The sequence below is a fragment of the Achromobacter sp. genome (genome assembly GCF_050285585.1).
In the GTDB taxonomy this organism is placed as follows: Bacteria; Pseudomonadota; Gammaproteobacteria; order Burkholderiales; family Burkholderiaceae_B; genus Achromobacter.
The window spans coordinates 75,725-99,271 of sequence record NZ_JBLZXF010000016.1 but is presented as its reverse complement, the minus strand read 5'-3'; the positions used below and the strand labels follow the sequence as shown (position 1 = coordinate 99,271).

23 protein-coding genes are annotated in these 23,547 nt (G+C 67.4%); 12 read left to right on the top strand and 11 right to left on the bottom strand.

Features of this window, described 5'->3' with window-relative positions; translation table 11 throughout:
* Genes rnc through ACN6PJ_RS20115 form a run of 4 tightly spaced genes read left to right on the top strand, consistent with a single transcriptional unit; the run spans position 1 to position 3,156 of the window.
* Entirely contained in the window at positions 1–762 is a 762-nt protein-coding gene (gene rnc, locus ACN6PJ_RS20130; RefSeq protein ID WP_427997589.1) for a ribonuclease III, read from the top strand.
* Complete coding sequence (gene era, locus ACN6PJ_RS20125; protein ID WP_427997588.1) at positions 759–1,649, top strand: GTPase Era; 891 nt, start codon at positions 759–761, stop codon at positions 1,647–1,649. Before rnc ends, era begins: the two co-directional genes overlap by 4 nt.
* Positions 1,642–2,229: a DNA repair protein RecO gene (gene recO, locus ACN6PJ_RS20120; protein WP_102774428.1), complete on the top strand. Its 588-nt coding sequence runs from the start codon at positions 1,642–1,644 to the stop codon at positions 2,227–2,229. The genes era and recO overlap by 8 nt, the downstream gene beginning before the upstream one ends.
* An 18-nt stretch (positions 2,230–2,247) precedes the next feature.
* The gene (locus ACN6PJ_RS20115; protein ID WP_427997587.1) at positions 2,248–3,156 is read left to right on the top strand and encodes a LysR family transcriptional regulator; all 909 of its coding nucleotides are present in this window, start codon (positions 2,248–2,250) and stop codon (positions 3,154–3,156) included.
* A gap of 15 nt (positions 3,157–3,171) precedes the next feature.
* Here ACN6PJ_RS20115 and ACN6PJ_RS20110 read toward each other — a convergent pair whose 3' ends face one another.
* The 9 genes from ACN6PJ_RS20110 to ACN6PJ_RS20070 all read right to left on the bottom strand — a co-directional run bounded on the left by ACN6PJ_RS20110 (position 3,172) and on the right by ACN6PJ_RS20070 (position 11,906).
* Entirely contained in the window at positions 3,172–4,269 is a 1,098-nt protein-coding gene (locus ACN6PJ_RS20110) for a pyridoxal-phosphate dependent enzyme (protein WP_427997586.1), read from the bottom strand.
* 6 nt (positions 4,270–4,275) lie between these two features.
* On the bottom strand, positions 4,276–5,256 hold the full coding sequence (locus ACN6PJ_RS20105; RefSeq protein ID WP_427997585.1) for a succinylglutamate desuccinylase: 981 nt from the start codon (positions 5,254–5,256) through the stop codon (positions 4,276–4,278).
* Between the two features lie 31 nt (positions 5,257–5,287).
* A complete protein-coding gene (locus ACN6PJ_RS20100; protein ID WP_427997584.1) occupies positions 5,288–6,256 on the bottom strand; it encodes a Bug family tripartite tricarboxylate transporter substrate binding protein in 969 nt (322 codons plus the stop codon).
* Between the two features lie 90 nt (positions 6,257–6,346).
* Positions 6,347–7,633: an NTP/NDP exchange transporter gene (locus ACN6PJ_RS20095; protein ID WP_427997583.1), complete on the bottom strand. Its 1,287-nt coding sequence runs from the start codon at positions 7,631–7,633 to the stop codon at positions 6,347–6,349.
* Positions 7,634–7,637: 4 nt separating this feature from the next.
* Complete coding sequence (locus tag ACN6PJ_RS20090) at positions 7,638–8,555, bottom strand: aldo/keto reductase (RefSeq protein WP_427997582.1); 918 nt, start codon at positions 8,553–8,555, stop codon at positions 7,638–7,640.
* An 83-nt stretch (positions 8,556–8,638) separates the two neighbouring features.
* Positions 8,639–9,349 (bottom strand): Bax inhibitor-1/YccA family protein, encoded by a 711-nt coding sequence (locus tag ACN6PJ_RS20085; protein ID WP_427997581.1) that lies wholly within the window; start codon positions 9,347–9,349, stop codon positions 8,639–8,641.
* Between the two features lie 130 nt (positions 9,350–9,479).
* Positions 9,480–9,854, bottom strand: a complete 375-nt coding sequence (locus ACN6PJ_RS20080; protein WP_427997580.1) for a hypothetical protein — start codon at positions 9,852–9,854, stop codon at positions 9,480–9,482.
* Between the two features lie 56 nt (positions 9,855–9,910).
* The gene (locus ACN6PJ_RS20075) at positions 9,911–10,375 is read right to left on the bottom strand and encodes a DNA polymerase III subunit chi (RefSeq protein ID WP_427997579.1); all 465 of its coding nucleotides are present in this window, start codon (positions 10,373–10,375) and stop codon (positions 9,911–9,913) included.
* Positions 10,376–10,397: 22 nt separating this feature from the next.
* A complete protein-coding gene (locus ACN6PJ_RS20070; protein ID WP_427997578.1) occupies positions 10,398–11,906 on the bottom strand; it encodes a leucyl aminopeptidase in 1,509 nt (502 codons plus the stop codon).
* Between the two features lie 57 nt (positions 11,907–11,963).
* Here ACN6PJ_RS20070 and lptF point away from each other — a divergent pair, with 57 nt between their 5' ends.
* Entirely contained in the window at positions 11,964–13,067 is a 1,104-nt protein-coding gene (lptF, locus tag ACN6PJ_RS20065) for an LPS export ABC transporter permease LptF (RefSeq protein WP_427997577.1), read from the top strand.
* 25 nt (positions 13,068–13,092) lie between these two features.
* Here the strand turns inward: lptF and ACN6PJ_RS20060 are convergent, their stop codons facing one another.
* The gene (locus ACN6PJ_RS20060; protein ID WP_427997576.1) at positions 13,093–14,013 is read right to left on the bottom strand and encodes a LysR family transcriptional regulator; all 921 of its coding nucleotides are present in this window, start codon (positions 14,011–14,013) and stop codon (positions 13,093–13,095) included.
* Between the two features lie 205 nt (positions 14,014–14,218).
* Here ACN6PJ_RS20060 and ACN6PJ_RS20055 point away from each other — a divergent pair, with 205 nt between their 5' ends.
* The 4 genes from ACN6PJ_RS20055 (at position 14,219) to ACN6PJ_RS20040 (ending at position 18,587) form a co-directional block, all read left to right on the top strand.
* On the top strand, positions 14,219–15,436 hold the full coding sequence (locus tag ACN6PJ_RS20055; RefSeq protein ID WP_427997575.1) for an ABC transporter substrate-binding protein: 1,218 nt from the start codon (positions 14,219–14,221) through the stop codon (positions 15,434–15,436).
* Between the two features lie 99 nt (positions 15,437–15,535).
* Positions 15,536–17,029: a CoA-acylating methylmalonate-semialdehyde dehydrogenase gene (locus ACN6PJ_RS20050; RefSeq protein WP_427997573.1), complete on the top strand. Its 1,494-nt coding sequence runs from the start codon at positions 15,536–15,538 to the stop codon at positions 17,027–17,029.
* 94 nt (positions 17,030–17,123) lie between these two features.
* Positions 17,124–18,068 (top strand): CysB family HTH-type transcriptional regulator, encoded by a 945-nt coding sequence (locus ACN6PJ_RS20045; RefSeq protein WP_043543269.1) that lies wholly within the window; start codon positions 17,124–17,126, stop codon positions 18,066–18,068.
* Between the two features lie 195 nt (positions 18,069–18,263).
* Entirely contained in the window at positions 18,264–18,587 is a 324-nt protein-coding gene (locus tag ACN6PJ_RS20040; RefSeq protein WP_039883953.1) for a DUF2325 domain-containing protein, read from the top strand.
* Positions 18,588–18,735: 148 nt separating this feature from the next.
* On the opposite strand, the gene ACN6PJ_RS20035 is transcribed toward ACN6PJ_RS20040, so the two are convergent.
* Entirely contained in the window at positions 18,736–19,395 is a 660-nt protein-coding gene (locus ACN6PJ_RS20035) for a C40 family peptidase (protein ID WP_427997572.1), read from the bottom strand.
* Positions 19,396–19,682: 287 nt separating this feature from the next.
* On the opposite strand from ACN6PJ_RS20035, the gene ACN6PJ_RS20030 reads away from it, so the two are divergent.
* From ACN6PJ_RS20030 to ACN6PJ_RS20020, 3 genes are read left to right on the top strand one after another with little or no spacing between them, the layout of a single operon-like run.
* Positions 19,683–21,572: a propionate--CoA ligase gene (locus ACN6PJ_RS20030; RefSeq protein ID WP_427997571.1), complete on the top strand. Its 1,890-nt coding sequence runs from the start codon at positions 19,683–19,685 to the stop codon at positions 21,570–21,572.
* A complete protein-coding gene (locus ACN6PJ_RS20025; protein ID WP_043543261.1) occupies positions 21,569–21,976 on the top strand; it encodes a heme-binding protein in 408 nt (135 codons plus the stop codon). The genes ACN6PJ_RS20030 and ACN6PJ_RS20025 overlap by 4 nt, the downstream gene beginning before the upstream one ends.
* Positions 21,973–23,313 (top strand): MFS transporter, encoded by a 1,341-nt coding sequence (locus ACN6PJ_RS20020; protein ID WP_427997570.1) that lies wholly within the window; start codon positions 21,973–21,975, stop codon positions 23,311–23,313. Before ACN6PJ_RS20025 ends, ACN6PJ_RS20020 begins: the two co-directional genes overlap by 4 nt.
* Positions 23,314–23,547 lie beyond the last annotated feature (234 nt).

Here is a 23,547-nt window from a genome sequence, read left to right as displayed (position 1 = left end):
ATGTCGCTAGCCACGCTAGAAAACCGCCTGGAGCACCACTTCGGTGATCCGGCCTTGCTTGAACAGGCGCTGACGCATCGCAGTCATGGTTCGCGCCACAACGAGCGATTGGAATTCCTGGGGGATTCCGTGCTGAACTTCGTCGTCGCGGCGATGCTGTTCGAGCGCTATTCCAAGATCGACGAAGGCGACCTGTCGCGCCTGCGGGCCAATCTGGTCAAGCAGGCCTCGCTGGCGGACATCGCCCAGCGCCTGGAGCTGTCGCAGTACCTGCGCCTGGGTGAAGGCGAGTTGAAGAGCGGGGGCTTTCGCCGCCCCTCCATTCTGGCGGACACGGTCGAGGCGCTGTTCGGCGCCGTCTTCCTGGATGCCGGCTTCGATGCCGCCCGCCGCGTGATCGTGCGCCAGTACCAGCCCGTGCTGGCGTCGGTCGACCCCAAGACCCTCGGCAAGGACGCCAAGACGCTGCTGCAGGAATTCCTGCAGGGCCGCAAGATGGCGCTGCCGCAATACACAGTGGTGGCCACGCACGGCGCGGCCCACAGCCAGCAATTCGAAGTCGAGTGCGCCATCGCGGCGCTCGAGATCAAGGTAATGGCCGCAGGCGCCAGCCGCCGGGCGGCCGAGCAATCCGCGGCCAAGCTGGCGCTGGAGGCCGCTTTGGCCGTCAGCCCGGCCACCAAGGCCGCCCGCAAGTCGGGCAAGGCGCGCAAGACCGCGCAATTGTCGCTGCCCGTGGCAGTGGCTCAAGAGACTAAATGAGCGATACCCCTTTCCGTACCGGCTTCGTTGCCATCGTCGGCCGTCCCAACGTGGGCAAGTCCACGCTGACCAACGCCCTGATCGGTTCCAAGATTTCCATCGTGTCGCGCAAGGCGCAGACCACGCGCCATCGCATCCATGGCGTGCTGACGCGCGAGCACGAGCAGTTCGTATTCGTCGATACCCCCGGGTTCCAGACGCGCCACGGCGGCGCCATGAACCGCATGATGAACCGCGTGGTCACGCAGGCCCTGGCCGACGTGGACGTGGTGGTGCACGTGGTCGAGGCCGGCAAGTGGTCCGAAGGCGACGCCAAGCTGCTGCCGCTGCTGCCGTCGCCCGAGCGCACCATTCTGGCCATTTCCAAGATCGACGCCCTAAAGAACCGCGACGATCTGTTCGCGTTCGTGTCCAAGATCATGGCGCTGCATCCGTTCGGCGCCGTCGTGCCCGTCAGCGCCACCAAGAACCAGCAGCTGGACCAGCTGCTGCAGGAGATCGCCGCGCGCCTGCCCGAAGGCGAGCCGATGTTCGAGGAGGACACGCTGACCGACCGCCCCATGCGCTTCATCGCCGCCGAACTCGTGCGCGAGAAGATCTTCCGCCTGGTGGGCGACGAACTTCCCTACGGCTGTACCGTCGTCATCGAACAGTGGGAAGAGACCGACAAGGGCGCGCGCATCGCCGCCTGCGTGGTGGTCGAACGCGACAGCCACAAGCCCATCCTGTTGGGCACGGGCGGCATGCACATGAAGCGCATCGCTTCGGAGGCGCGGCAGGACATCGCCAAGCTGCTGGACAAGCCGGTGCACCTGGAGGTCTACATCAAGGTGCGCAAGGGCTGGTCCGACCGCGAGGGTGCGCTGCGCGACCTGGGCTATGAGTAGACGGGCGCCTCGCGTCCAGGATCGTCCGGGATATATGCTGCACGCCACCGCGTGGCGTGAGACTTCCCTCATCGTTCAGACTTTTTCGCGCGACCACGGCTGCGTGGCCATGGTCGCCAAGGGCGCAAAGCGCCCGTACTCCGTGCTGCGGCCCGTGCTGTCGGCGTTCCAGCCACTGCTGCTGTCGTGGACCGGCAATGGCGAAGTCAAGACGCTGACGCGCGCCGAAATCGCGGGCATCCGCCCGCTGACCGGCACCGCGCTCATGTCGGCCTGGTACATGAACGAGCTGCTGTTGCGGCTGCTGCCGCGCGAAGACGCCCATCCGCTGCTGTTCGACGCCTACGACTTCGCCTTGCAGCAGTTGTCGGGCGGCACTCGCGCGGCCGGCGCGCTGCGCCGGTTCGAATGGACGCTGTTGCGCGAGACCGGCTACGGCGTGGACGAAGCGCCGCCCGACTTCGACGATCCGGCCATCGAGCCTGCCTTGCGGCGCGACCTGCGCGAGCGCCTGGCCGAAATCCTGGCCGGCCGGCCGCTGTCGACCCGGCGCGTGCTGCTGGACCTGCAGCGCATCTGAGCGCATCGCATCCCGGCCATGACCTTCACGCTCAAACAGGTCGAAACTTTCCGCACCGTCTACGAGACGGAAAGCGTCACGGCCGCCGCCCGGCGGCTGGACGTTTCGCCCGCCACCGTCAGCGCCACCCTGGCCGCGCTGGAAGCCAGCATCGAGCTGCGGCTGTTCGAACGCGTGCGCCAGCGCATGCAGCGCACGCCCGAGGCGACGCTGCTGTACGAGGAAATCCGCCGGTTGAATGTCGGGCTGGAAAGCCTGGGGCGCAAGATTCGGGCGATCCGCGGCGCCGCGCAGCCGAGGCTGCGCATCGGTTGCATCCATGCCTATAGCGGCGCGGTCATCAGCGACGCCATCTCGCGTTTCCGCGAGCGCTATCCCGATACCGCGCTGTATTTGCAGATCCGGGATTCCAATACCCTGCGCGACATGGTGGTGTCGGGCGAGCTGGACCTGGCCGCGGTCGCCGACGAATCGGAGCTGGAAGGGCTGCGCGGCCATCGGCTCGCCAGCCTGCGGGCCGTGGCGGTTTTTCCCAGGAACCATCCGCTGGCGCGCCTGCAATGCGTGGAGTTCTCGCACCTGTCCGAGGCCGACGTGATCGCGCTCAATGCCGAGGACGGCTCGCGCAAGCGCCTGGACGCCTTGCTGGCGCAGGCGGGACAGCACTTGAAGGTAGCCATCGAGACGCCGTACTCCAGCACCGTGTGCCAATTGGCGCTGGCCGGCCATGGGGTGGGCATCGCCAACCCCGCGACCGCGGTCGGCATGGAGGCGGTGGGGTTGTGCTACCGGCCGCTGGCGGCGCCCGTGCATTTCGAATGCCACATGATCCTGCATGGCAGCCGCCCCTTGTCCGAGGCGGGGAGATTCTGGGCCACCTGCCTGCGCGGCGCCCTGGCGCCGCTCGTGGCGCGCTTTGGCGTCTAGCCGCCGAAGCGTCCGCTAGCCGCGGCGCCCATCCGAGGTCAGCAACAGTACGATGGACGATTCGGCATCCACGAGGCCGGAGCGCCGCAGCCGGGACACGGCGGCCAGCGCGGCGGCGGAGGAGAGCTCGGTGGCGAGGCCGACGCGTTCCAGGCGCTGCTGCGCCTGCGCGGCGGCCGCGTCCGAAACTTCCACGGGCGAGCCGCCCGAACGCGACAGGACTTCCAGCGATTGCAGCGTGCAGGTGCTGCCCGCGATCGAATACTGGTCCGTCACGCCTTCCCAGGTCTTGCGCGCGTCGCCGGTGGCGCGGGCGCGCGACAGGCGGGCGTAGGGCTCCACCGCATGCATGCGGGGCAGGCGATCGATGAGCCCGGCCTGCAGCAGGTGCCGCCAGCCCAGGAAGATTCCCCAGAACAGGTCGCCGCGCGCCACCGGCACGACGATGTCGGTCGGAACGCCGCAGGCATCGAAGATTTCCTGCGCGATGGGTTTGTAGCCTTCCACGCCGTAGGCGTGCGTGCCCACGGGGGGATTCAGATAGTTGGTGCCGGCGAACGCGCCGTGGTTGCGGCACAGGTCCGCGACGTAGGGCCAGCGGCTGAGGCTGTCCTCGAAGGCGCGCAGCCGAGCGCCGAAGCGCTGCATGGCCTCGCGTTGCAGGGGCGGGCAGTCGCGCATGATGGCGATGTCGGCGTCCAGGCGGGCGGCCGCGCAATAGGCGGCCAGCGATACGCCCGCGTTGCCGCTCGAGGCCGCGGCCACGCGCGTGGCGCCGGCCAGACGGGCGCGCGACACCAGCTGGGCCGCCATGCGGTCCTTGTGGCTGCCCGTGGGATTGGCGCCTTCGCACTTGAGCCACAACTGGCCGACGCCTTCCGCCTGCGCGAGCGCGGGCGCCGCGAGGCAGGGCGTGGCGCCTTCGCCCAGCGTCACGGGATCTAGCACCGGCAGCGGGATGGACGGGTCCGCGGACGGCCCGTAGCTGCACTCCAGGGAAGCGGGGTGGCCCGCCTCCAGGCAGCTGGGGCAGCCCTCGGGGTAGTCGGCGGGAGGCCAAAGGCTGTCGCAGCGGATGCAACGCAGGCCGGACAATCTCGGGTTCATCTGCATGGTTCTTCAGTACCTTGACGAAAGGGAATCCAGGGGGAGGGCGGGCGCGATCTGGAACAGGCAATCGCCGTCGCCGCTGCGGGCGATGGCGCGCAGGCAGACGACGGTGCCGGCCTGCGGGCTGACCAGCGCGCGGGCGGGGAGGTCGGGGCGGGCCGGTTCGATCATCCGGCCGATGCGCTGATGGGCCGTGACCGACTGCCCCAGTTCGACGCCGGGAATGAATACGCCGGACTCGCGGGCGCGCAGGGTGGCGGCCGGCGCGTCGAGATCGTAGAGCCGGATCTCGGGATTGCGCGGCAAGGGACGGCCCGGCAGCAGCCCCAGTTCGCTGAGGCAGCCCAGCAGGCCGTCGCGGCAGCGTTCGACCAGGCCGCCGCTCGTCTCGCGGCCGCCGCCGATTTCCGCGCTCAGACGCAGCACGCCGTGGCGGCTGGCCGCGGCGGGCATGGAGCCCGCCTCGCCGCCGCGGAAGAAGATGCATTGCGGCAGCCCGAAGGCGCGGGCCAGGGCGGGCAGCCGAGCGTCGTAGGGATCGTCGCCATAGCGGGTGATCACCGAAGAGGGAAGGTAGCGCAGCGAGGCGCCGCCGCTGTGCACGTCCACCAGGGCCTGTATGCGCGGCAGCAGCCGGGTTTCCAGCGCGGCCGCGACGCTTTCCGTATAGCCGCGCGCGGGCTGGCCCAGGAAGGCGCGGTTCAGGTTGCCGCCGTCGGAAGGGGAGAGCCGCGTGCCGGCGAGCGAGGCTTCGGCATTGACCGCCGGCAGCAGGTAGACCGTGCCGTGCCGCAGGATGCCCGGCAAGTGGTGCCATAGGTCCAGGATGGCCGCCTGGCCTTCCCATTCGTCGCCGTGCACGCCCGCCATCAAGGCGACGGCCGGCCCGGGCCCCGCGTCGATCTTCAGTACCGGCACGGTGATGCGCCGGTAGGCCGACTCGTTGGTGGCGGCGGCGCAGGTGAAGTCCTCGCGGCTTACCGTGGCCATGCCGCCGCTCCCTGGCGCGTGGGGGTCGGGCTCAATCCAGCGTCGTGCCGGCGGCCTTGATGATGCCTTCCCATTTGGGCAGCTCCTTGCGAATCTGGGTCTGTACGTCTTGCGGCGTGCCGCCCAGGGGTTCCTGGGAGCGGCTGCGCAGTTCCTTGCCGACACTGTCCGAGCGCAGAGCCTGGTTCATGGCCGAGTTCAGCCGCGCGATAACGGCGGGCGGCGTGCCGGCGGGCGCTACCAGCGCGCTCCATGCCGATTGCTCGTAATCGGGATAGCCCTGTTCGGCCACGGTGGGCACGTCGGGGTTGGAGGCGGCGCGGGTCTTGGTGGTGACGGCCAGGGCGCGCAGCCGGCCGTCCTTCAGGTTGCCGATCAGCAGCGGCAGGTTTTCCATCATGGAATCGACGTGGCCGCCGAGCAGGTCTGACAGCTGGGCGGCCGTGGCTTTGTAGGGAATCTGGCGCACGGCGGCGCCGGTCTGGGCGATGAACAGCTTTACGCCGACCTCGCTGGTCGTGCCGGGATCCGCGGAGGTCATGGTCAGGCGCTCGGGCTGGGCGCGGGTGGCGTCGATGAAGCCCTTCAGATCGCGATAGGGCGACGATGCGTTCACGACGATGACATTGGGCGTTTCGGCCACGAGGCCGATCGGCGCGATGTCGCGGTCCAGGTCGTAGAGCTGCTGCTTGAACAGGAACCGGTGCAGCACCAGCGTGCCGACGTGCGCATAGCCAATGGTGTAGCCGTCGGGCGCGGCCCGCGCCACCGCTTGCGTGCCGATGCGTCCGCCCGCCCCGACGCGGTTCTCCACGACCACGGGCTGGCCCAGCTGGCGGCTCATTTCCTGGCCGATGAGGCGCGCCGTGATGTCGGCGTTGCCGCCCGCGGCGGCAGGCACGATCAGCGTGATTGCGCGTTCCGGGTAGTCGGCCAGCGCGAGGGGCGCGGCCAGGCAAAGCGACAGGGCGGCAAGGCAGGCGGTGGCGGAGCGGTTCATGACGATTCCCGAGGCGTTGAGAGCGGTGCCATTTTGCGGCGGCGGCCCCGGGAATATGTTTGGTCGAATGATATGAGTGTTCAGTAAAACCTAATGATTGCCGGGCCTGCGCAGGTCAGCGCGCCGCCCCAGCCCATAGCCCACCGCGGCCGCGCCCAACGCGCAGGCCGCGCCCAGCAGGGCGATCAGCGCCGCGCCGTAGCCCAGCATGTCCACGCCAGCCTTGACCCAGCCGCTGGCCGCGTCGCCGGCCCGGTAGACCACCGTGTCGATGACGTTCTTGGTCTTGTACTTGTCTGCGGGCGGCACCGCGGTGAACAGCATCTCGCGCCCCGGCTTGATCAGCGCGTACTCGCCCACGCGGCGCAGGATCATGACCGCGGCCAGGACGCCGAAGACCGGGAAGGCCGCCAGCGCCAGGAAGCCGGCCGCCATCGCCAGGGGCACGGCGGTCAATAGAAAGCGCAGGCCCAGCCGGGTGGCGACCCGCCCGGTGATGAAGACCTGGGACAGCAGCGACAGCGCCTGCACCGCGAAGTCCAGCGTGCTGAAGACCCGTATGCGTTGGGCCGTGTCGGGAAAGGCATGGGCCACGAGCCGCGCCTGCTCCATGTACAGGAACGTGCTGAGCGTGGCGAGCAGGATCACCAGCAGCGAAATCCCCATCAGGTAGGGCGACCGGAAGATGCGCGATATGCCCGCGAGGACGGAGCCCTCGATGGGGCGCTCCATATCGTCCGGCGAGGCGTCTTCCCGGGCGGCCGCGCGCCACCGCAGCAGCCAACGCTTGAGCGGCAGCGTGGCGGCCAGCAGCAGCGCCGACAGGAGCAGCAGGCCGGCGGGGCCCAGGGCGCCGGCCAGGAGTCCGCCCAACAGCGGGCCCGAGAGGCCGCCCGCGCTGGCGCCCGCGGCGATCAGGGCGAAGAGGCGCTTGGCGGAATCCATCCGGAATACGTCGGCCATCAGGCTCCAGGCGATGGAGACGACGAACAGGTTGAACACCGACAGCCAGACGTAGAAGGTGCGCGCCGCCCAGACGCTGCCGGGCCGCAAGTGGAGCAGGACGGCGAAGCCGGCCATGGTGAGGGCGAAGAGGGCGTAGACCCAGGTGACCAGCGTGGCGCGCGGCACGCGGGCGGACAGCCAGCCGAACAGCGGCACGACGGCAAGCATGGCGATGAAGGTGGCGGTGAATAGCCACTGCAACTGATTCACGCCGGCCTGGATGCCCATCGTTTCGCGGATCGGGCGCAGCATGAAATAGCCGCAGAAGAGAAAGAAGAAAAAGGCGAAGCCGCAGGCCGCCGGAGCCAGCTCGCCATCCTGGATGCCCAGCGCCTGCGCCGCCCGGCCCCGCAGGGTGTTCGCGGCCGCCATGGCGTCAGGCCAGCAGGGCGGCGATGCGGTCCCGCAGGGCGGCGTTGGGTTGCCGGCCGAACCCGGCGCGGGCATTGTCCGCCATGTTGGCCGGTTTGGAGGTGGCGGGGATGACGGCCGTGACGGCGGGATGCCCGATGATGAATTTCAGGAAGAGCTGCGCCCACGACGTGCAATCGATTTCCGCCGCCAGGGCTGGCAGCGCCATGCCCCTGACCTGGCGAAACAGCGCGCCGTCCTGGAAGGGGCGGTTGATCAGCACCGCGACGCCGTTGGCCTGGCATGCGGGCAGCAGGCGTTTTTCCGCGTTGCGGGCCCCGACCGACAGGTTGACCTGCAGGAAATCGGGCCGCTCTCGCTCGACCAGCGCGGTCAGCTCGTCGTGGGCATGGTCCGCATAGTGGGTGATACCCGCGTAACGGATGATGCCCTGGCGTTTCAGATCGCGCAGCAGCGCCAGCTGGTTGGCGGTGTCGATCAGATTGTGAACCTGGACCAGGTCGAGCTTGTCGGTGCCGAGCGCTTTCTGGGATTGGCGAAGCTGGCGCATGGCCGACTCGTGCCCCTGCGTGCTGATCTTGGTGGCCAGGAAGGTCCGGGCCCGCAGGCCGGGGGCGCGGTCCAGCAGCGCGCCGGTGACGGCTTCCGCCTGGCCATAGCTGGGCGCGGTGTCGATGAGCGAGCCGCCCGCTTGCTGGAAGGTATCCAGTACCTGGGCCAGCGGCGCCATGGCGGAGGCATCGCCGGGATCCACGTTGAAGGTGTCCGCGGTACCCAGGCCGATGACGGGCAGCGCCTCGCCGGACGCCGGAACGGTGCGGGCCAGCATCGGAGACTGCTGGCTGAGGGCGCGGGCGGCCCCGGAAGCGCCGATAAGGGCGGCACCGGCGGCGGCCTGGAGGAAACGGCGGCGGTCTGGCATGGCGGCAGGAATCGAAGGTGCCCGAAATAAAAAAGGGCCTACATGGGAATGTAGGCCCTTGGAGCCGTTCTGGCTGCTGGCGATTACTCGCGGTTGCCGCCGAAGATGCCCAGCAGCATCAGCAGGTTCGAGAAGACGTTGTAGACGTCCAGGTAGATGGCCAGCGTGGCGGACACGTAGTTGGTTTCGCCGCCGTTGACCACGCGCTGGAGGTCGACCAGCATGAAGGCGGAGAAGATGACGATGGCCAGGACCGAAATGGTCAGCATCAGCGCAGGCAACTGCAGGAAGATGTTGGCCAGGGCCGCCACCAGGATCACGACCGCGCCGATGAACAGGAATTTCTGCATTCCGGAAAGGTCGCGCTTGATGGTCGTGGCCAGCGTGGCCATCGTGCCGAACACGATCGCGGTGCCGCCGAAGGCGGTCATGACCAGCTGCGAGCCGTTGCTCATGCCCATGACGAAGCCGAGCAGGCGCGACAGCATGATGCCCATGAAGAAAGTGAAGGCTAGCAGCAGGACGACGCCCAGCGAGTTGTTCTTATTCTTCTCGATGGCGAACATCATGCCGAACGCGCCCACCAGGAACACGATCGCGGACAGGCCGGGGCTGGCGCCCATGACGGCGTTGATGCCGGTGTACAGGCCCACGGCGGCGCCCAGCACGGTGGGGATCAGCGAGAGCGCCAGAAGCCAATAGGTGTTGCGCAGGACCTTGTTGCGCGCGACCTCGCCCGGCGCGCCGGCCAGCGCGCCGGAACGGTTAAAAGGGGACGGACGATATTCGTTCATGGAGAACTCCTGTGTGCGGCAGAGTAGTGGTTGCCTAGAAGGCTTAGATGGGAAGGATACCTTACAGTTCCCTGAAGAATCCAGTTTTGACCAGAATTAGACCAGATGCCTGGCATGGGTTCCCGGGAGCTCAGCCTGGCCTGACATCCCGCAGGACACGGGCGACGATGGCCGGCAGTTCGGCGTCCATGCGGGCCTGGATCTGCTCGATGGCGTCCGCCAGGGCCTCCCGCATGAGCTGTTCCACTTCCGCCTGCAGGCGGGCGCTGACGACGGCAGGATCGGGCAGGGGGGCGGGGGCCGGGCCGCCGGCGGGCGAACCCGCGGGTTCGGCCACGTCGGTCAACAGCGGGAAGGCCTCGTCGGCATACGCATGCGCGGCCTCGTCGGCCAGCGCCGTCAGCACCGGCGCCTGCGCGCCGCCGACGGCCGAGGGCGCATGGAAGGTGGGCTCGGCCCGTTGGGTCAAGGTAGGGATGCCGGGGTCGTTGAGGCGAGAGGGCATGGTGGCTCCCAGAAGGTCTGGATGGCGCGGCGGGCCGGGGCGCGCCGGCGTGGCGGTCAGCCGTCCGGCTGCTGGCGGCTGAGGTCGTGGCTGTGCGGCGCGTGGCCGGCGCCCTGGTAGGCGCGCCAGCGCTGGCGGGCGGCCTGCTTGTCCTCGGGGTCGTCGGAGACGATTTCGAGCAGCCGCTCGAAGGCCTCGAACCCGGGGGGGCAGTCATTGTCCAGGTTCAGCAGCCAGGAAGGGGCGGGATGCCCGCCCTGGCTCGCGGCCGCCGCGGCCTGCTGCGGATCGCCCGCGGTCAGCACCACCGGCGTATCGGCCGCCAGCGGGTCGTTGGCCAGCACGTGGGGCACGAAGGACGTGTCGTCGAACGCCCACAGCATGCGGTCGAACGCGGCCAGCCGGCTGCCGTCTTTACAGTACACCACCAGCCGCTGGCCCGCCAGGAAGCGTTTGCGCACGACCTGGCACGCCATGCGCAGGCGGTCTGGCGCGCCGAAGGCGAAATCGATGCGCGTCATGCCAGGCACCGTTCCAGGCGCTTCACGCCTGGTCCAGCAGGTACTGCATCAGCAGCGGCACGGGGCGGCCGGTGGCGCCCTTGTCCTTGCCGCCGCGCCAGGCCGTGCCGGCGATGTCCAGGTGGGCCCAGGGATAGGCCGTGGCGAAGCGCGACAGGAAGCAGGCCGCCGTGACCGCGCCCGCCGGGGGGCCGCCGATGTTGGCGAGGTCGGCGAAGTTGGACTTCAGCTGTTCCTGGTAGGCGTCGTCCATGGGCATGCGCCATGCGGTGTCCAGCGATGCGCGGCCGGCGGCGGCCAGCGCGTCGGCCAGGGCGTCATGCTTGGAGAACAGGCCGCTGTTGACGTTGCCCAGGGCGACCACGCAAGCGCCAGTCAGGGTGGCGATGTCGATCACGGCGGACGGCTTGAAGCGTTCGGCGTAGGTCAGGGCGTCGCACAGGACCAGGCGGCCTTCGGCGTCGGTGTTCAGGATTTCGATGGTCAGGCCGGCCATGCTGGTGACCACGTCGCCCGGCTTGTTGGCCTTGCCGCTGGGCAGGTTCTCGCAAGCGGGGATCAGGCCGACCACGTCCAGCGGAAGCTCCAGTTCGGCCAGGGCGCGGAACGAGCCCAGCACGCTGGCGGCGCCGCACATGTCGTACTTCATTTCGTCCATGGTGGCGGCGGGCTTGAGCGAAATGCCGCCGGCATCGAAGGTGATGCCCTTGCCGACCAGCACGATGGGGCCCGGGGCCGACTTCGCGCTCTTCTTGGCGGACTTGTTGCCGGCGTGGCGCAGCACGATGAAGCGCAGGGCTTCCTCGGAACCGCGGGCGACCGACAGGAACGAACCCATGCCCAGCGCCTCGACCTGCTTGCGGTCCATCACCTCGACCTTCAACGACTTGAACTCGCGGGCCAGGCGCTTGGCGGTCTCGCCCAGGTAGGTGGGGGTGCAGATATTGCCGGGCAGGTTGCCCAGCGTGCGGGTCAGGTCCATGCCGTTGGCGATGGCGCCGCCTTCGCGCAGGCCCTTCTGGGCCTGGGCGGCATCGGCGCGCTCGACGACCTGGACGATTTTCTTGAGCTTGGGGCGGGCGTCGCGGTCGGGCTTGCCGAAGCTGGCGTCGTAGTGATAGGCGGCGTTGCCGGCGGCGATGGCCGCGCTGCGGGCGCGGGCGACGATGGCCACGTCGGCGATGGGGTTGGCGGCCAGCGTGGACACGCCTTCGGCGAGCTGGGCGGCGACGCAGGCCGACGCGAACGCCTGTTCGGCCGAGGCGTGGGCGCGGGCCGAGTATTCCTCCTGCTTGCCCAGGCCCACCAGCACCACGCGTTGCGCGGTCACGCCGGGCAGGTTGCGCAGCGTCAGGGTGGAGCCGGCGCGGCCGCGGAACTCGGCCTTGACCACCGAGCGCACGGCGCCGTTGGAGGCGCGGTCGATGAGGTCTGCTGCGGGGCTCAACACGCCTTCCGCGTACACCCCGACGGCCAGGGCGGCGGTTTTGACTTGGTGCAGGGAAGCAGTGGTCTGTGTGCTAAATTCCATGAGGGTTTCCCGTGTACGTCTGTGTATGATGCGGTCGATTATCCCGCATATTCTCCCATGTCTCTATTTAAACGCTCTGTCGTCAGCGAGATCGTCAGTCACGCTGGCGTTGTCTTTTCCACGTTGCTCGTCGTGTGGCTCAGCGTGCTGCTCGTGCGCTTGCTCGGCGAAGCCGCGGGAGGCAACATCGGGGCGGACGTCGTGCTGGTGCTGGCCGCGCTGTCGACCATCACTGCCTTGCCGACCGTGCTGGCGGTCTCGGTATTCATCGCGGTCCTGACCACCGTCACGCGCAACTACCGCGAATCCGAAATGGTGGTGTGGTTCGCCAGCGGCCTGTCCCTGGCGGACTGGCTGAAGCCCGTGCTGCGCGTGGCCGTCCCCGTCGCGATCGCCGTGGCGGGGCTGACGCTGGTGGCGGCGCCTTGGGCGTACCGCCAGATCGGCGAATACCACGAACGTTTCGAGCAACGCTCGGACCTGTCCAAGGTCACGGCGGGCCAGTTCGCGGAATCGTCCGGAGGCAACCGCGTGTTCTTCGCCGAGGATCCGCTCGACGCCAACGATGAATTGGGCAACGTGTTCGCGCGCGAAACCGGGCCCGAATGGCTGAGCGTGCTGACCGCGAGCAAGGCGCACAGCGAAACTTTGCCCAACGGCGACCGCTTCCTGGTGCTGGGCGAGGGGCACCGCTACGACCTGAAGCCGGGCACGCCCGAGCTCCGCCTGGTGCATTTCGACAAGTACGGGCTGCGTCTGGAAAGCAAGTCGGGCGGCGATCCGGTGGCCGAGGCCCGCGCCGCGGCGGAGCGCTCGTCCAAGGCGCGCACCACCTCGCAACTGATGGCGGACAACACCGACAGCAGCTGGTCGCAGGTGATGTGGCGTATCTCGCTGCCGCTGGCCGCATTGAACCTCGCGCTGCTCGCCATCCCCCTCGGTGCGGTGAACCCCCGCCTGGGACGCTCGGGCGACCTGCTCATCGCCGGCCTGGTGGGCCTGCTCTACATGAATCTGATCAACCTGTCGCGCGCCTGGATCTCCAGCGGCAAGCTCAGCTTCGGCGTGGGCGTGTGGGCCATCCATGGCGTGGTGGCCCTGTTGACGGTCTTCCTGCTGATGCGGCGGCTGCGCGTGAAGGCGCCCCGCAACAGCGCCTAGGGCGGCTCCCCCGGGGCCCCGGCCTTCAGGGCAGATACTTCATCGTGCCGCGCCGGCCGGCCAGCAGGTCGGCGTTCTTCAGCACCGATTTGCGGATGAACTCCCACAGGACCGTCACGCGCTTGAGCTTGCGCAGGTCCTCGTGGCAGTACATCCAGAACGAACGCGTGATCTCCACTTCGTTTTCCAGCACGGGCACGAGCCGCGGGTCCTGCGCGGCGATGAAGCAGGGCAGGATCGCCAGCGACTGGCCCTGCAGCGCGGCGTGGTACTGCGCGACCACGCTGGTGCTGCGCAGGACCACCTTGCTGGCGGGCAGCAGGTCTTCCAGGTAACGCAGGCGTTCGCTGAACAGCAGTTCGTCCACGTAGCCGATGAAGGTATGGTCGGACAGGTCCGCGCGCGACGCGATCGGCGGGTGGCGGGCGAGATAGCCGGGCGTTCCGTACAGGCGCAGCGTGTAGTCGCACAGTTTGCTGCACACATACGGCCCGCGCTGGGGACGCTCGATGGTGATGGCCAGATCGGCCTCGCGCTTGGACAGGCTGACGAAGCGCGGCACCGGCAGGATGTCCAGCGTGATGTGCGGATAGCGGCGCTGGAAATCGGCGGCCAGCGGCGTCAGCACGTAGCTGCCGAAACCTTCGGTGGCGCCGATGCGCAGGTGGCCGGACAGCGCCTGGCCGATGCCCGACAGGTTCTCGCGGGCGGAATGCACCGTGCTTTCCATCTGTTCGGCGTGGACGAAGAGGCGCTGGCCGTCTTCCGTCAGCATGAACCCGGCGCTGCGCGATTTCTCGAACAGCAGCGTTTCCAGCTCGGCCTCCAGCGCGCGGATGCGCCGCGAGACCGTCGTGTGCTCCACCCCGAGCTTGCGCGCCGCCGCGCTGACCCGCTGCGTACGGGCCACTTCCAGGAAATACCGCAGGCTATCCCAATCAAGCACGATCCGGCGCTCCAGGCGTCCGTGGCGCCATGCGCGGCGGACGAGAAATCCTATTGTTCATAAATGCACAAGGAATGTGCATTTCTGGTGTTGCTCGTTGATTTTCACACATCTACACTGGGTTGGCAGACCCTGGGGCGACGCTCCATGGGATCGCAGGCCGCAAAGACGGCGCCATAACGCATAAAACTCAGGAGACAAATCCATGAAATTGCACGCACGCGGGCTGGCCGTAGGTTTGTGTCTGGGCGCCGCCCTGGTTGCCCAGGCGCACGCGGCGGACAAGCCGCCAGTGAAGATCGGCATTCTGACGGACATGTCCGGCACCTACGCCGGGATGGGGGGAGCGGGTTCGGTGGCGGCGGCGCAGTTGGCGATCGACGATTGCCTGGCCGCGGAGTGCAAGGGAATGAAGATCGATCTGGTGTCCGCGGACAACCAGAACAAGGCGGACGTGGGCGCGGCCAAGGCGCGTGAATGGTTCGACCGCGACGGGGTCACCGCCATCGCCGACCTGACCAACTCCGCCGTGGCGCTGGCGGTGCAGGGCATCGCGCGAGAAAAGAACAAGGTGGTGATGTTTTCCGGTCCGGCCACGACGGCGCTGACCAACAAGGACTGCTCGCCCGTCGGCTTCCACTGGATGTTCGACACGTATTCGCAGTCCGCGGGCGGCGCCAAGGCCACGGTGCGGGCGGGCGGCAAGTCCTGGTTCTTCATTACGGTGGACTATGCCTTCGGCCATTCCCTGGAGGCCGATACGGCCAAGGCCGTGCAGGCGCTGGGCGGCACGGTGGCGGGCAGCGTGCGCCACCCGCTGAATGCGCCGGACTTCGCTTCCTATCTGCTGCAGGCCCAAAGCTCCAAGGCGCAGGTGGTGGCGCTGGCCAATGGCGGCCAGGACACCGTCAACGCGGTGAAGCAGGCGCGCGAGTTCGGCATCGTGGCGGGCGGGCAGCGGCTGGTGTCGCTGCTGATCTTCCTGTCCGACCTGCGCGCGCTCGGCCTGGACAATGCCCAGGGCCTGTCGTACGTGGACGGCTTCTATTGGGATTACGACGACACCACCCGCCAGTGGTCCACGCGCTTCGAAAAGGCCTTCCGCGGCCTGAAGCCCACGATGACCCAGGCCGGCGTGTATTCCAGCGTGCTGCACTACCTGCGCGCCGTGGCGGCGTCCGGCAGCACGGACGGCAAGGTGGTGGCCGACAAGATGCGCGAACTGCCCATCAAGGACCCGATCATGCGCAATGCCTCGATCCGCCCGGACGGCCGCGTGATCCACGATATGTATCTGTATGAAGTGAAGAAGCCGGCGGAATCCAAGGGCGGCTGGGACTATTCCAAGCTGGTGGCCACCATTCCGGCCGCCGAGGCTTTCCAGCCCCTGGCCTATTCCACCTGCCCGCTCGTGAAGAAATAAGGCCATGCGCGTGGCGCAGGCCCGAGGCCCGCGCCGCGCCGCAAGATCCATGAACGCGGAGTCCCCTCCGCATCGACTATGCAGTGTGAGGAGCATCAAATGAGTGAAGTCCCGCGCGTTCCGCTATTGATCGGCGGCAAGCTAGTGCAGTCCAAAACCACCGAATGGCGAGACGTGATCAATCCCGCCACCCAGGAGGTCGTCGCCAAGGTCCCCTTCGCCACCCGCGAAGAACTGGACCTGGCCGTCTCCAACGCCAAGGAGGCCTTCAAGACCTGGCGCAACAGCGGGCAGGGCATGCGGATGCGCGTCATGCTGAAGTTCCAGGAGCTGTTGCGCGCCAATACCGGCAAGCTGGCCGAGATGATCACCCGCGAGCACGGCAAGACGCTGCCGGACGCCGAGGGCGAAGTCGGCCGCGGGCTGGAAGTGGTCGAGCACGCTTGCTCGATCGCCAATCTGCAGCTGGGCGAGTACGCCGAGAATGCCGCATCGGGCATCGACGTCTACACGCTGATCCAGCCGCTGGGCGTGTGCGCGGGCATTACCGCGTTCAATTTCCCCGTGATGCTGCCCTGCTTCATGTTCCCCATCGCCGTGGCTTGCGGCAATACCTTCGTGCTCAAACCCTCCGAACAGGACCCGACGTCTTCGCTGTTCCTGGCGCAGCTGGCCCTGGAAGCCGGCCTGCCCCCAGGCGTGCTGAACGTCGTGCACGGCGGCCCCGACACCGCCAACGGCATCTGCGAGCACCCTGACATCAAGGCGGTCTCTTTCATCGGCTCGACCCGCGTGGGCACCGAGATCTACAACCGCGCCTCGGCCGCGGGCAAGCGTTGCCAGTCCATGATGGGCGCCAAGAATCACTGCGTGGTGCTGCCGGACGCCGATCCCGAGGTCGCGCTGAACCAATTGCTGGGCGCCGCCTTCGGCGCGGCCGGCCAGCGCTGCATGGCCTCGTCCGTGGCCGTGCTGGTCGGCGAGGCGCGCAACTGGCTGCCCGATTTCGTCGAACGCGCCAAGAAGCTCAAGGTCAACGCCGGCACCGACCGCGCCGCCGACCTGGGCCCCCTGGTGTCGCCCAATGCCAAGAAGCGCGTCGAAAGCCTGATCCAGAAGGGCGTGGACGAGGGCGCGAAACTGCTGCTGGACGGCCGCAACCTGAAGGTGCCCGGTTTCGAGCAAGGCAACTTCGTGGGCCCGACGATCTTCGACGGCGTCAACGAAAACATGACGATCTATACCGAAGAGGTCTTCGGCCCGGTCCTGTGCGTGGTGGGCGCCGAAACGCTGGAGGACGCGGTGGAGTTCATCAACCGCAACCCCAACGGCAACGGCGTCGCGATCTTCACCCAGGATGGCGGCGCGGCCCGCTACTTCCAGAACAACATCGACGTGGGCCAGGTGGGCATCAACGTGCCGATTCCGGTGCCGGTGGCCTGGTTCAGCTTCACGGGTTCGCGCGGCTCCAAGCTGGGCGACCTGGGCCCCAATGGCAAGCAGGCGGTGCAGTTCTGGACACAGACCAAGACGGTTACCGCGCGCTGGTCCGCGCATGCCAAGAGCGTGAACACCACGATTACGATGCGCTGAAAGGGGGACGTCTTGCTCCTAAGCTTATACAAATAAGTGATATAGCAAGGCGTCCTTATTACTTATAATTGGTCCGTCTATCAGGGGCCAATTCATGAACCTGCAGCAATTTCGTTTCGTGCGGGAAACCATCCGGCGCGACTTCAATCTGACCGAAGCCGCCCGGATGCTCTACACCTCCCAACCGGGGGTCTCCAAGGCGATTATCGAGTTCGAAGACGAACTGGGCATCAAGATCTTCGAACGGCATGGAAAACGCATCAAAGGGCTGACCAAGCCCGGCCTGGCGGTCTCGCAGGTCATCGACCGCATCATGCGGGAAGTGGACAATCTCAAGAAGGTCAGCGACGAGTTCGCGCGCCGCGACGAGGGCGGCCTGGTGATTGCATGCACGCACACCCAGGCGCGCTATCTGCTGCCCCGGGTCATCCCCGCGTTCCGCAAGCAATTTCCCAAGGTGCACCTGTCGCTGGCCGAAGGCAGTCCCGCGCAATTGGCGGAGATGGTCCTGCACGAGCAGGCCGACCTTGCGCTGGCGACGGAATCCCTGGCCCTGACGCCGGGTCTCGCCACCCTGCCGGTCTACGCCTGGGAGCACACCGTGGTCGTGCGCCCGGACCATCCGCTGGCCGAGCTGACGTCGAGCGCCGCCAAGCGCCTGTCGCTGGCGCAGCTGGCCGAATTCCCCATCGTGACCTATGACCGCGCCTTCACCGGCCGCAGCACCATCGACGAGATCTTCGCGAACCAGGGCATCCATCCGGACATCGTGCTGGAAGCCATCGACGCCGACGTGATCAAAACCTACGTCGACGTGGGCCTGGGCATCGGCATCATCGCGGGCGTGGCCTACGACCCGCGGCGCGACTCGAACCTGGTGGGGTTGCCCGTGGGCCATCTGTTCGGCACGCATACGACCCGCGTCGGCGTGAAGGCGGGCGTGTTCCTGCGCGACTATGTCTACACCTTCCTGGAAATGCTGGCGCCGTCCCTGAGCCGCGCCGTCGTCACCGAAGCGGTGCAGGGCACGCCCAAGTAGGCGGCTTCTCCCCCTCATCGAGCAGAAAGCGCGGCGCCTTCCGGCCCGCGCTTTTTTCTTGCCGCTTCCTGATCTCGCTATCCCTCTTTGTGGGCTCATAAAAATAATTAAATAAGAATGGCTCTCATTTGTGTTGACTAAAAAATAGGAATCATTATCATTACATCTAGTCTCAACGACCCAGCGAGGTTCATCATGACGGCAGGACTCAGTGCAGTGGTAGTGGGCGCCGACCGCCTCGGCAACATTCCCGATCTTCTCAAAGGACACAATATTTCGATCACGCACCACATCAGCGGGCGCGATCCCTCGCATCAAAAGAAGACGCTGCAACTGCCGTCGGGCACCCAGCTGGTCATCCTGCTGACCGACTTCCTGGGTCACAACGTCATGAAGACCTTCCGCAACGCGGCTCAGCGCGGCGGCATCCGGGTCGTGGCTTGTCGCCGCTCGGTATGCAGCATGCAGCAGGCGCTGCAGCAGTGCGGCCTGTGCTCCCGCGCGGGCACGGTGCACTAGGCAGCGGCCGCCTGCCGCGGCCGCAAGGGAACACTGGGGAGGCCGAAACGGCCCGCGGCCCGCAAGCCGCGAAGAGAAACGAAAACGCCGCCTGGCTGGAAAGCCAGGCGGCGTTTTGCTTGTCTGGTGCGAGGAAGCGGGGCGGGGCTCAGTTGGCCGCGCGGGCGGAAGCCATCAGGTTGTTGTCCAGGCGGCGGGCGCCGTTGTAGCGCTTGGCCCAGTAGGCCATGGTCATGTTTTCGACGCGGACCACGCCGCCGGCGCTGGGGGAGTGCACGAAGCGGTCATCGCCCAGGTAGATGCCGACATGCGAATAGCGGCGGCCCAGCGTATTGAAGAAGACCAGGTCGCCGGCCTTCAGTTCGTTCTTGTCGACGGCGACGCCCTGGCGCGCCATCTCGGCGGCGTTGCGGGGCAGCTTCAGGCCGAGCGAACGTTCGGCGGTGTACGTGACCAGCCCGCTGCAATCGAATCCGGTATCGGGGGAATTGCCGCCGAAGCGGTAGCGGATGCCCAGGTAGTTCAGGGCTTCGCTTACCATGGCGTTGTCGCTGCTCACGCCGGAATGGGCTTTCTGGCGCTCGCGCTTGAACTTGTGCACCACCAGCATGCCGATGGGGTCATCGGCGGTGGCGACCCACTCCGTTTCGTAGGGGTCGATCTCCGACGTATAGGCGGTTGACTTTTGGTTCGTACCGGCACAACCTGCCAGACCCGCCACGCACGCAACCAGCGCCAGCAAACGCAGACCGCGAGTCGCCTGGCCAGTGGATGAAATCTGTCGCGCGTGTGTGGAGTGTCGATGCATTCGCCTGGGGATGATCCGCGGACAACGGCCAAAAGCACGGAATTCGCCGTGAATCGGGCTGAAATGTCAGCAAAATCAACATTTTTGTACAACTTCGCGGGGATTCTACCAAACTTTCAAGACCGGTTCGTTACGTTACCGGCTTAAATGTCCATGCAGCGTGGACGCTTGGCGGAACTTTTTGACTTGCGGCAAGCCTCGTGCAAGGTTCGCCAACCAAAATGACCGAAGGATTCCAAAAGAAAGCAATCAGCCTTAAGGCTTACGAACGATAACAGGAGACATAAATGCAAAAAACCCGGGATTTCCATTACCGCTCGGTGCACGATCGCGATGCATTCTGGCGGGAAGAGGCGGGCCGCATTCACTGGGAAACGCCGTTCGAGTCTGTGCTGGACTTTTCCCGTCCGCCCTTCGCCAAGTGGTTCGTGGGCGGGCGCACCAATCTTTGCTACAACGCCGTCGACCGCTGGCTGCCGACGCAGGCCGACGCGCCGGCCCTGATCTGGGTGTCCACCGAAGTGGACCGCGAACGCGTCTACTCCCGGCAGGACGTCTTCGAAGAGGTCAATGCCGCCGCCGCCATGCTCAAGGAACTGGGCGTGGGACGCGGCGACCGGGTGCTGCTTTACATGCCGATGGTGCCGGAGGCGGTGTTCACGATGCTGGCCTGCGTCCGGATCGGCGCCGTGCATTCCGTGGTGTTCGGCGGGTTCGCCTCGGTCAACCTGGCGCAGCGCATCGACGACGCGGCGCCCAAGGTCGTGGTCTGTACCGACGGCGGCTCCCGGGCCGGCAAGGTCGTGCCGTACAAACCGCTGCTGGACCGGGCGCTGGCCCTGGCCAAGACGCCGCCCGCCTCGGTGGTGGTGTTCGACCGGGGCCTCGCTCCGTTCGAGCCCGTGGCGGGGCGCGACCTCGATTACGCCGCCCTGAGGGAGCGCCACCGGGGCGCGCGGGTGCCGGTCGAGTGGCTGGAGTCGTCCGAACCCAGTTATATCCTCTACACCTCGGGCACCACGGGCCGGCCCAAGGGCGTGCAGCGCGACACGGGCGGCTATGCCGTCGCGCTGGCTTCGTCCATGGAATACATCTTCAACGGCAAGGCGGGCGACACGTTCTTCTGCACCAGCGACATCGGCTGGGTGGTGGGGCATTCCTACATCGTCTACGGCCCGCTGATCGGCGGGCAGGCGACGGTGCTGTATGAAGGCACGCCGGTGCGCCCCGACGGCGCGATCCTGTGGAGGCTGGTGGAGCAGTTCGGCGTCAATACCCTGTTTTCGGCTCCGACCGCGGTGCGCGTGCTCAAGCGCCAGGACCCGGCGCTTCTCAGACAGCACGACCTGTCCTCGCTGCGCGCGGTGTACCTGGCGGGCGAGCCCCTGGACGAACCCACGGCGCAATGGATTTCCAGCGGGCTGGGCAAGCCGATCATCGACAATTACTGGCAGACGGAATCCGGCTGGCCCATTCTCTCGGCGCAGCCGGGGGTCGAACAGGTGCCCACCCGCTACGGCAGCCCGTCCTTCCCCGTATACGGTTTCGACGCGCGGATCGTCAGCGAATCCACCGGCGAGGACCTGGGCCCGGACCAGAAGGGCGTGGTGGCCATCGTGCCGCCGCTGCCGCCCGGCGCGATGGCGACCATCTGGGGAGATGACGAGCGTTTCGTGCAGACCTACTTCACGTCCATTCCCGGCCGTCAGGTGTATTCCACATTTGACTGGGGGCTGGTGGACGCCGATGGCTACTGGTTCATCCTGGGCCGCACGGACGACGTGATCAACGTGGCGGGCCACCGGCTGGGCACGCGCGAGATCGAGGAATCGGTCAATAGCCACGGCCTGGTAGCCGAATGCGCGGTCGTGGGCGTGGCCGATGCGCTCAAGGGGCAGGTGGCCATGGCGTTCGCGGTGCTGAAGAATCCCGCCGGGGCCGAAACGCCGGAGGGGGCAAAGCAGCTGGAAGGCGATATCATGCGGCTGGTGGAAGATCAGCTGGGAGCGGTGGCCAGGCCCGCCCGGATCCGGTTCGTGGGCGCGTTGCCCAAAACCCGGTCCGGCAAGGTGCTGCGCCGCGCGATCGTCGCGGTATGCGAAGGACGCGATCCCGGCGACCTGACGACCATCGAAGACCCAACCGCCCTGGAACAGATCAAGGAGTCGCTGCAATGAATACCAAACCCGTGCTGAGCGCCGAAGACGTCAAGAAAGTGTTGGCCGCGGCCGAAGCACACGCCCTGCAGAACAAGTGGGCAGTCACCATTGCCGTGGTCGACGACGGCGGCCACCTGCTGGGCATGCTGCGCCTGGACGACGCGGCCCCGATCTCGGCGCATATCGCTCCCGCGAAGGCCAAGACCGCCGCGTTGGGCCGCCGCGAATCGCGCGTCTATGAAGAAATGATCAACAACGGCCGCTATTCATTCCTGTCGGCCCCCCTGATCGACGGCCTGCTGGAAGGCGGCGTGCCGGTCGTGGCGAACGGCCACGTGGTGGGCGCGGTCGGCGTCTCGGGCGTGAAATCGACCGAAGACGTGCAGATCGCTCAAGCAGGCATCGCGGCGCTGGGCCTATGAGCCATGGCGAGCCGTCGGAAGCGCCCGCCGGCGCTTCCGCGCAGCACGCCGGAGCAGGGGGCGACAGCCCTCTGAATCCGGGCGTGGCCAAACGCGAAGTCTGGGCCTGGGCCATGTACGACTTCGCCAATTCCGGCTACACCACCGTGATCCTCACGGCGGTGTTCAGCACCTATTTCGTCGGCGTGGTGGGCGGGCGCGCTCCGTGGGCCACGCTGGCCTGGACCGCGGCGCTGTCGCTGTCCTACCTGCTCATCATGCTGACCATGCCCACGCTGGGCGCCCGCGCCGACGCGCGCGCGGGCAAGCGCCGGCTGCTCTACACCAGCACGGTGGGATGCGTCGCGGCCACCCTGGTGCTGACCCAGGCCGGGCCGGGAGACGTCTGGCTCGCGCTGGCCGCCATCGTCATATCGAACTACTGCTATTGCGTGGGTGAATCCGTGGTGGCGGCCTTCCTGCCCGAGCTCGCCAAGCCCGCCGCGCTGGGGCGGGTGTCGGGCTGGGGCTGGAGCTTCGGCTATTGCGGCGGCATGCTCACCCTGGGACTGTCGCTGGTGGTCGTGACCCTGGCCGAGGCCCGGGGGGCGACGGCCGAGCACTTCGTCCCCTGGGTCATCGTCGTCACGTGCTCCGTATTCGCGCTGGCGGCGCTGCCGTCCTTCTTCCTGCTGCGCGAACGCGCGAAACCGCAAACCGGCCAGCCCGAGGCGCTGCGCATGCTCAAGCGGCTGGCCTACGCGTGGCGTGAAACGGGGTTGCATTTTCCGGAGTTCCGCCGGCTGCTTATGTGCATCGCCTGCTACCAGGCCGGAATCTCCGTGGTGATCACGCTGGCGGCCGTGTACGCCTCGGAGGTCATGGGCTTCACCACTCCCCAGATCATGCTGCTGGTGTTCACGGTGAACATCGGCGCCGCGGCCGGCGCGTTCTCGTTCGGCTACGTGCAGGATCGCATCGGCCACAAGCCGGCGCTGGCCATGACGCTGGTCGGCTGGATCGTCATGGTGCTGGTGGCCTACGCGGCCGTGACGGCGCCGGTGTTCTGGGTGGCCGCCACGCTGGCGGGGCTGTGCATGGGCACCACCCAGAGCGCGGGGCGGGCCATGACGGGCGCGCTCGCGCCCGCAGGCCGCCTGGCCGAGTTCTTCTCGCTGTGGACCTTCGCGGTGCAGCTGGCCGCCGTGATCGGCCCGCTGACCTATGGCCTGGTGACCTGGGCCACTGACGGCAACCACCGGCTGGCGATCCTGGTGACCGGCCTGTTCTTCGTCGGCGGCCTCATCCTGCTGGCGCGCGTGGACATGAAACGCGGGCTGGCCCGGCGCGCCGCCTGAGTCTCGCGAAAGCGCCGCCGCGGCTGCTATCCTTATGGTCTGCCCAGCGGCGCCGCTTTCCCGATGCGGCGCCGGTGCGTTGTTTGCTTGTGCATGCCGCTACATGGATGCCTTGCGGCCCTCCGGCGCGAGGCCGGCATTGCCGGAGCTCCGAGCTCCTGCGCCCTTGCGGGCTCTGGCCCGCATTTTGCGTAAGGTGCCCGTAAGAGCGTGGCGATACGGTTGCAAGTGGGT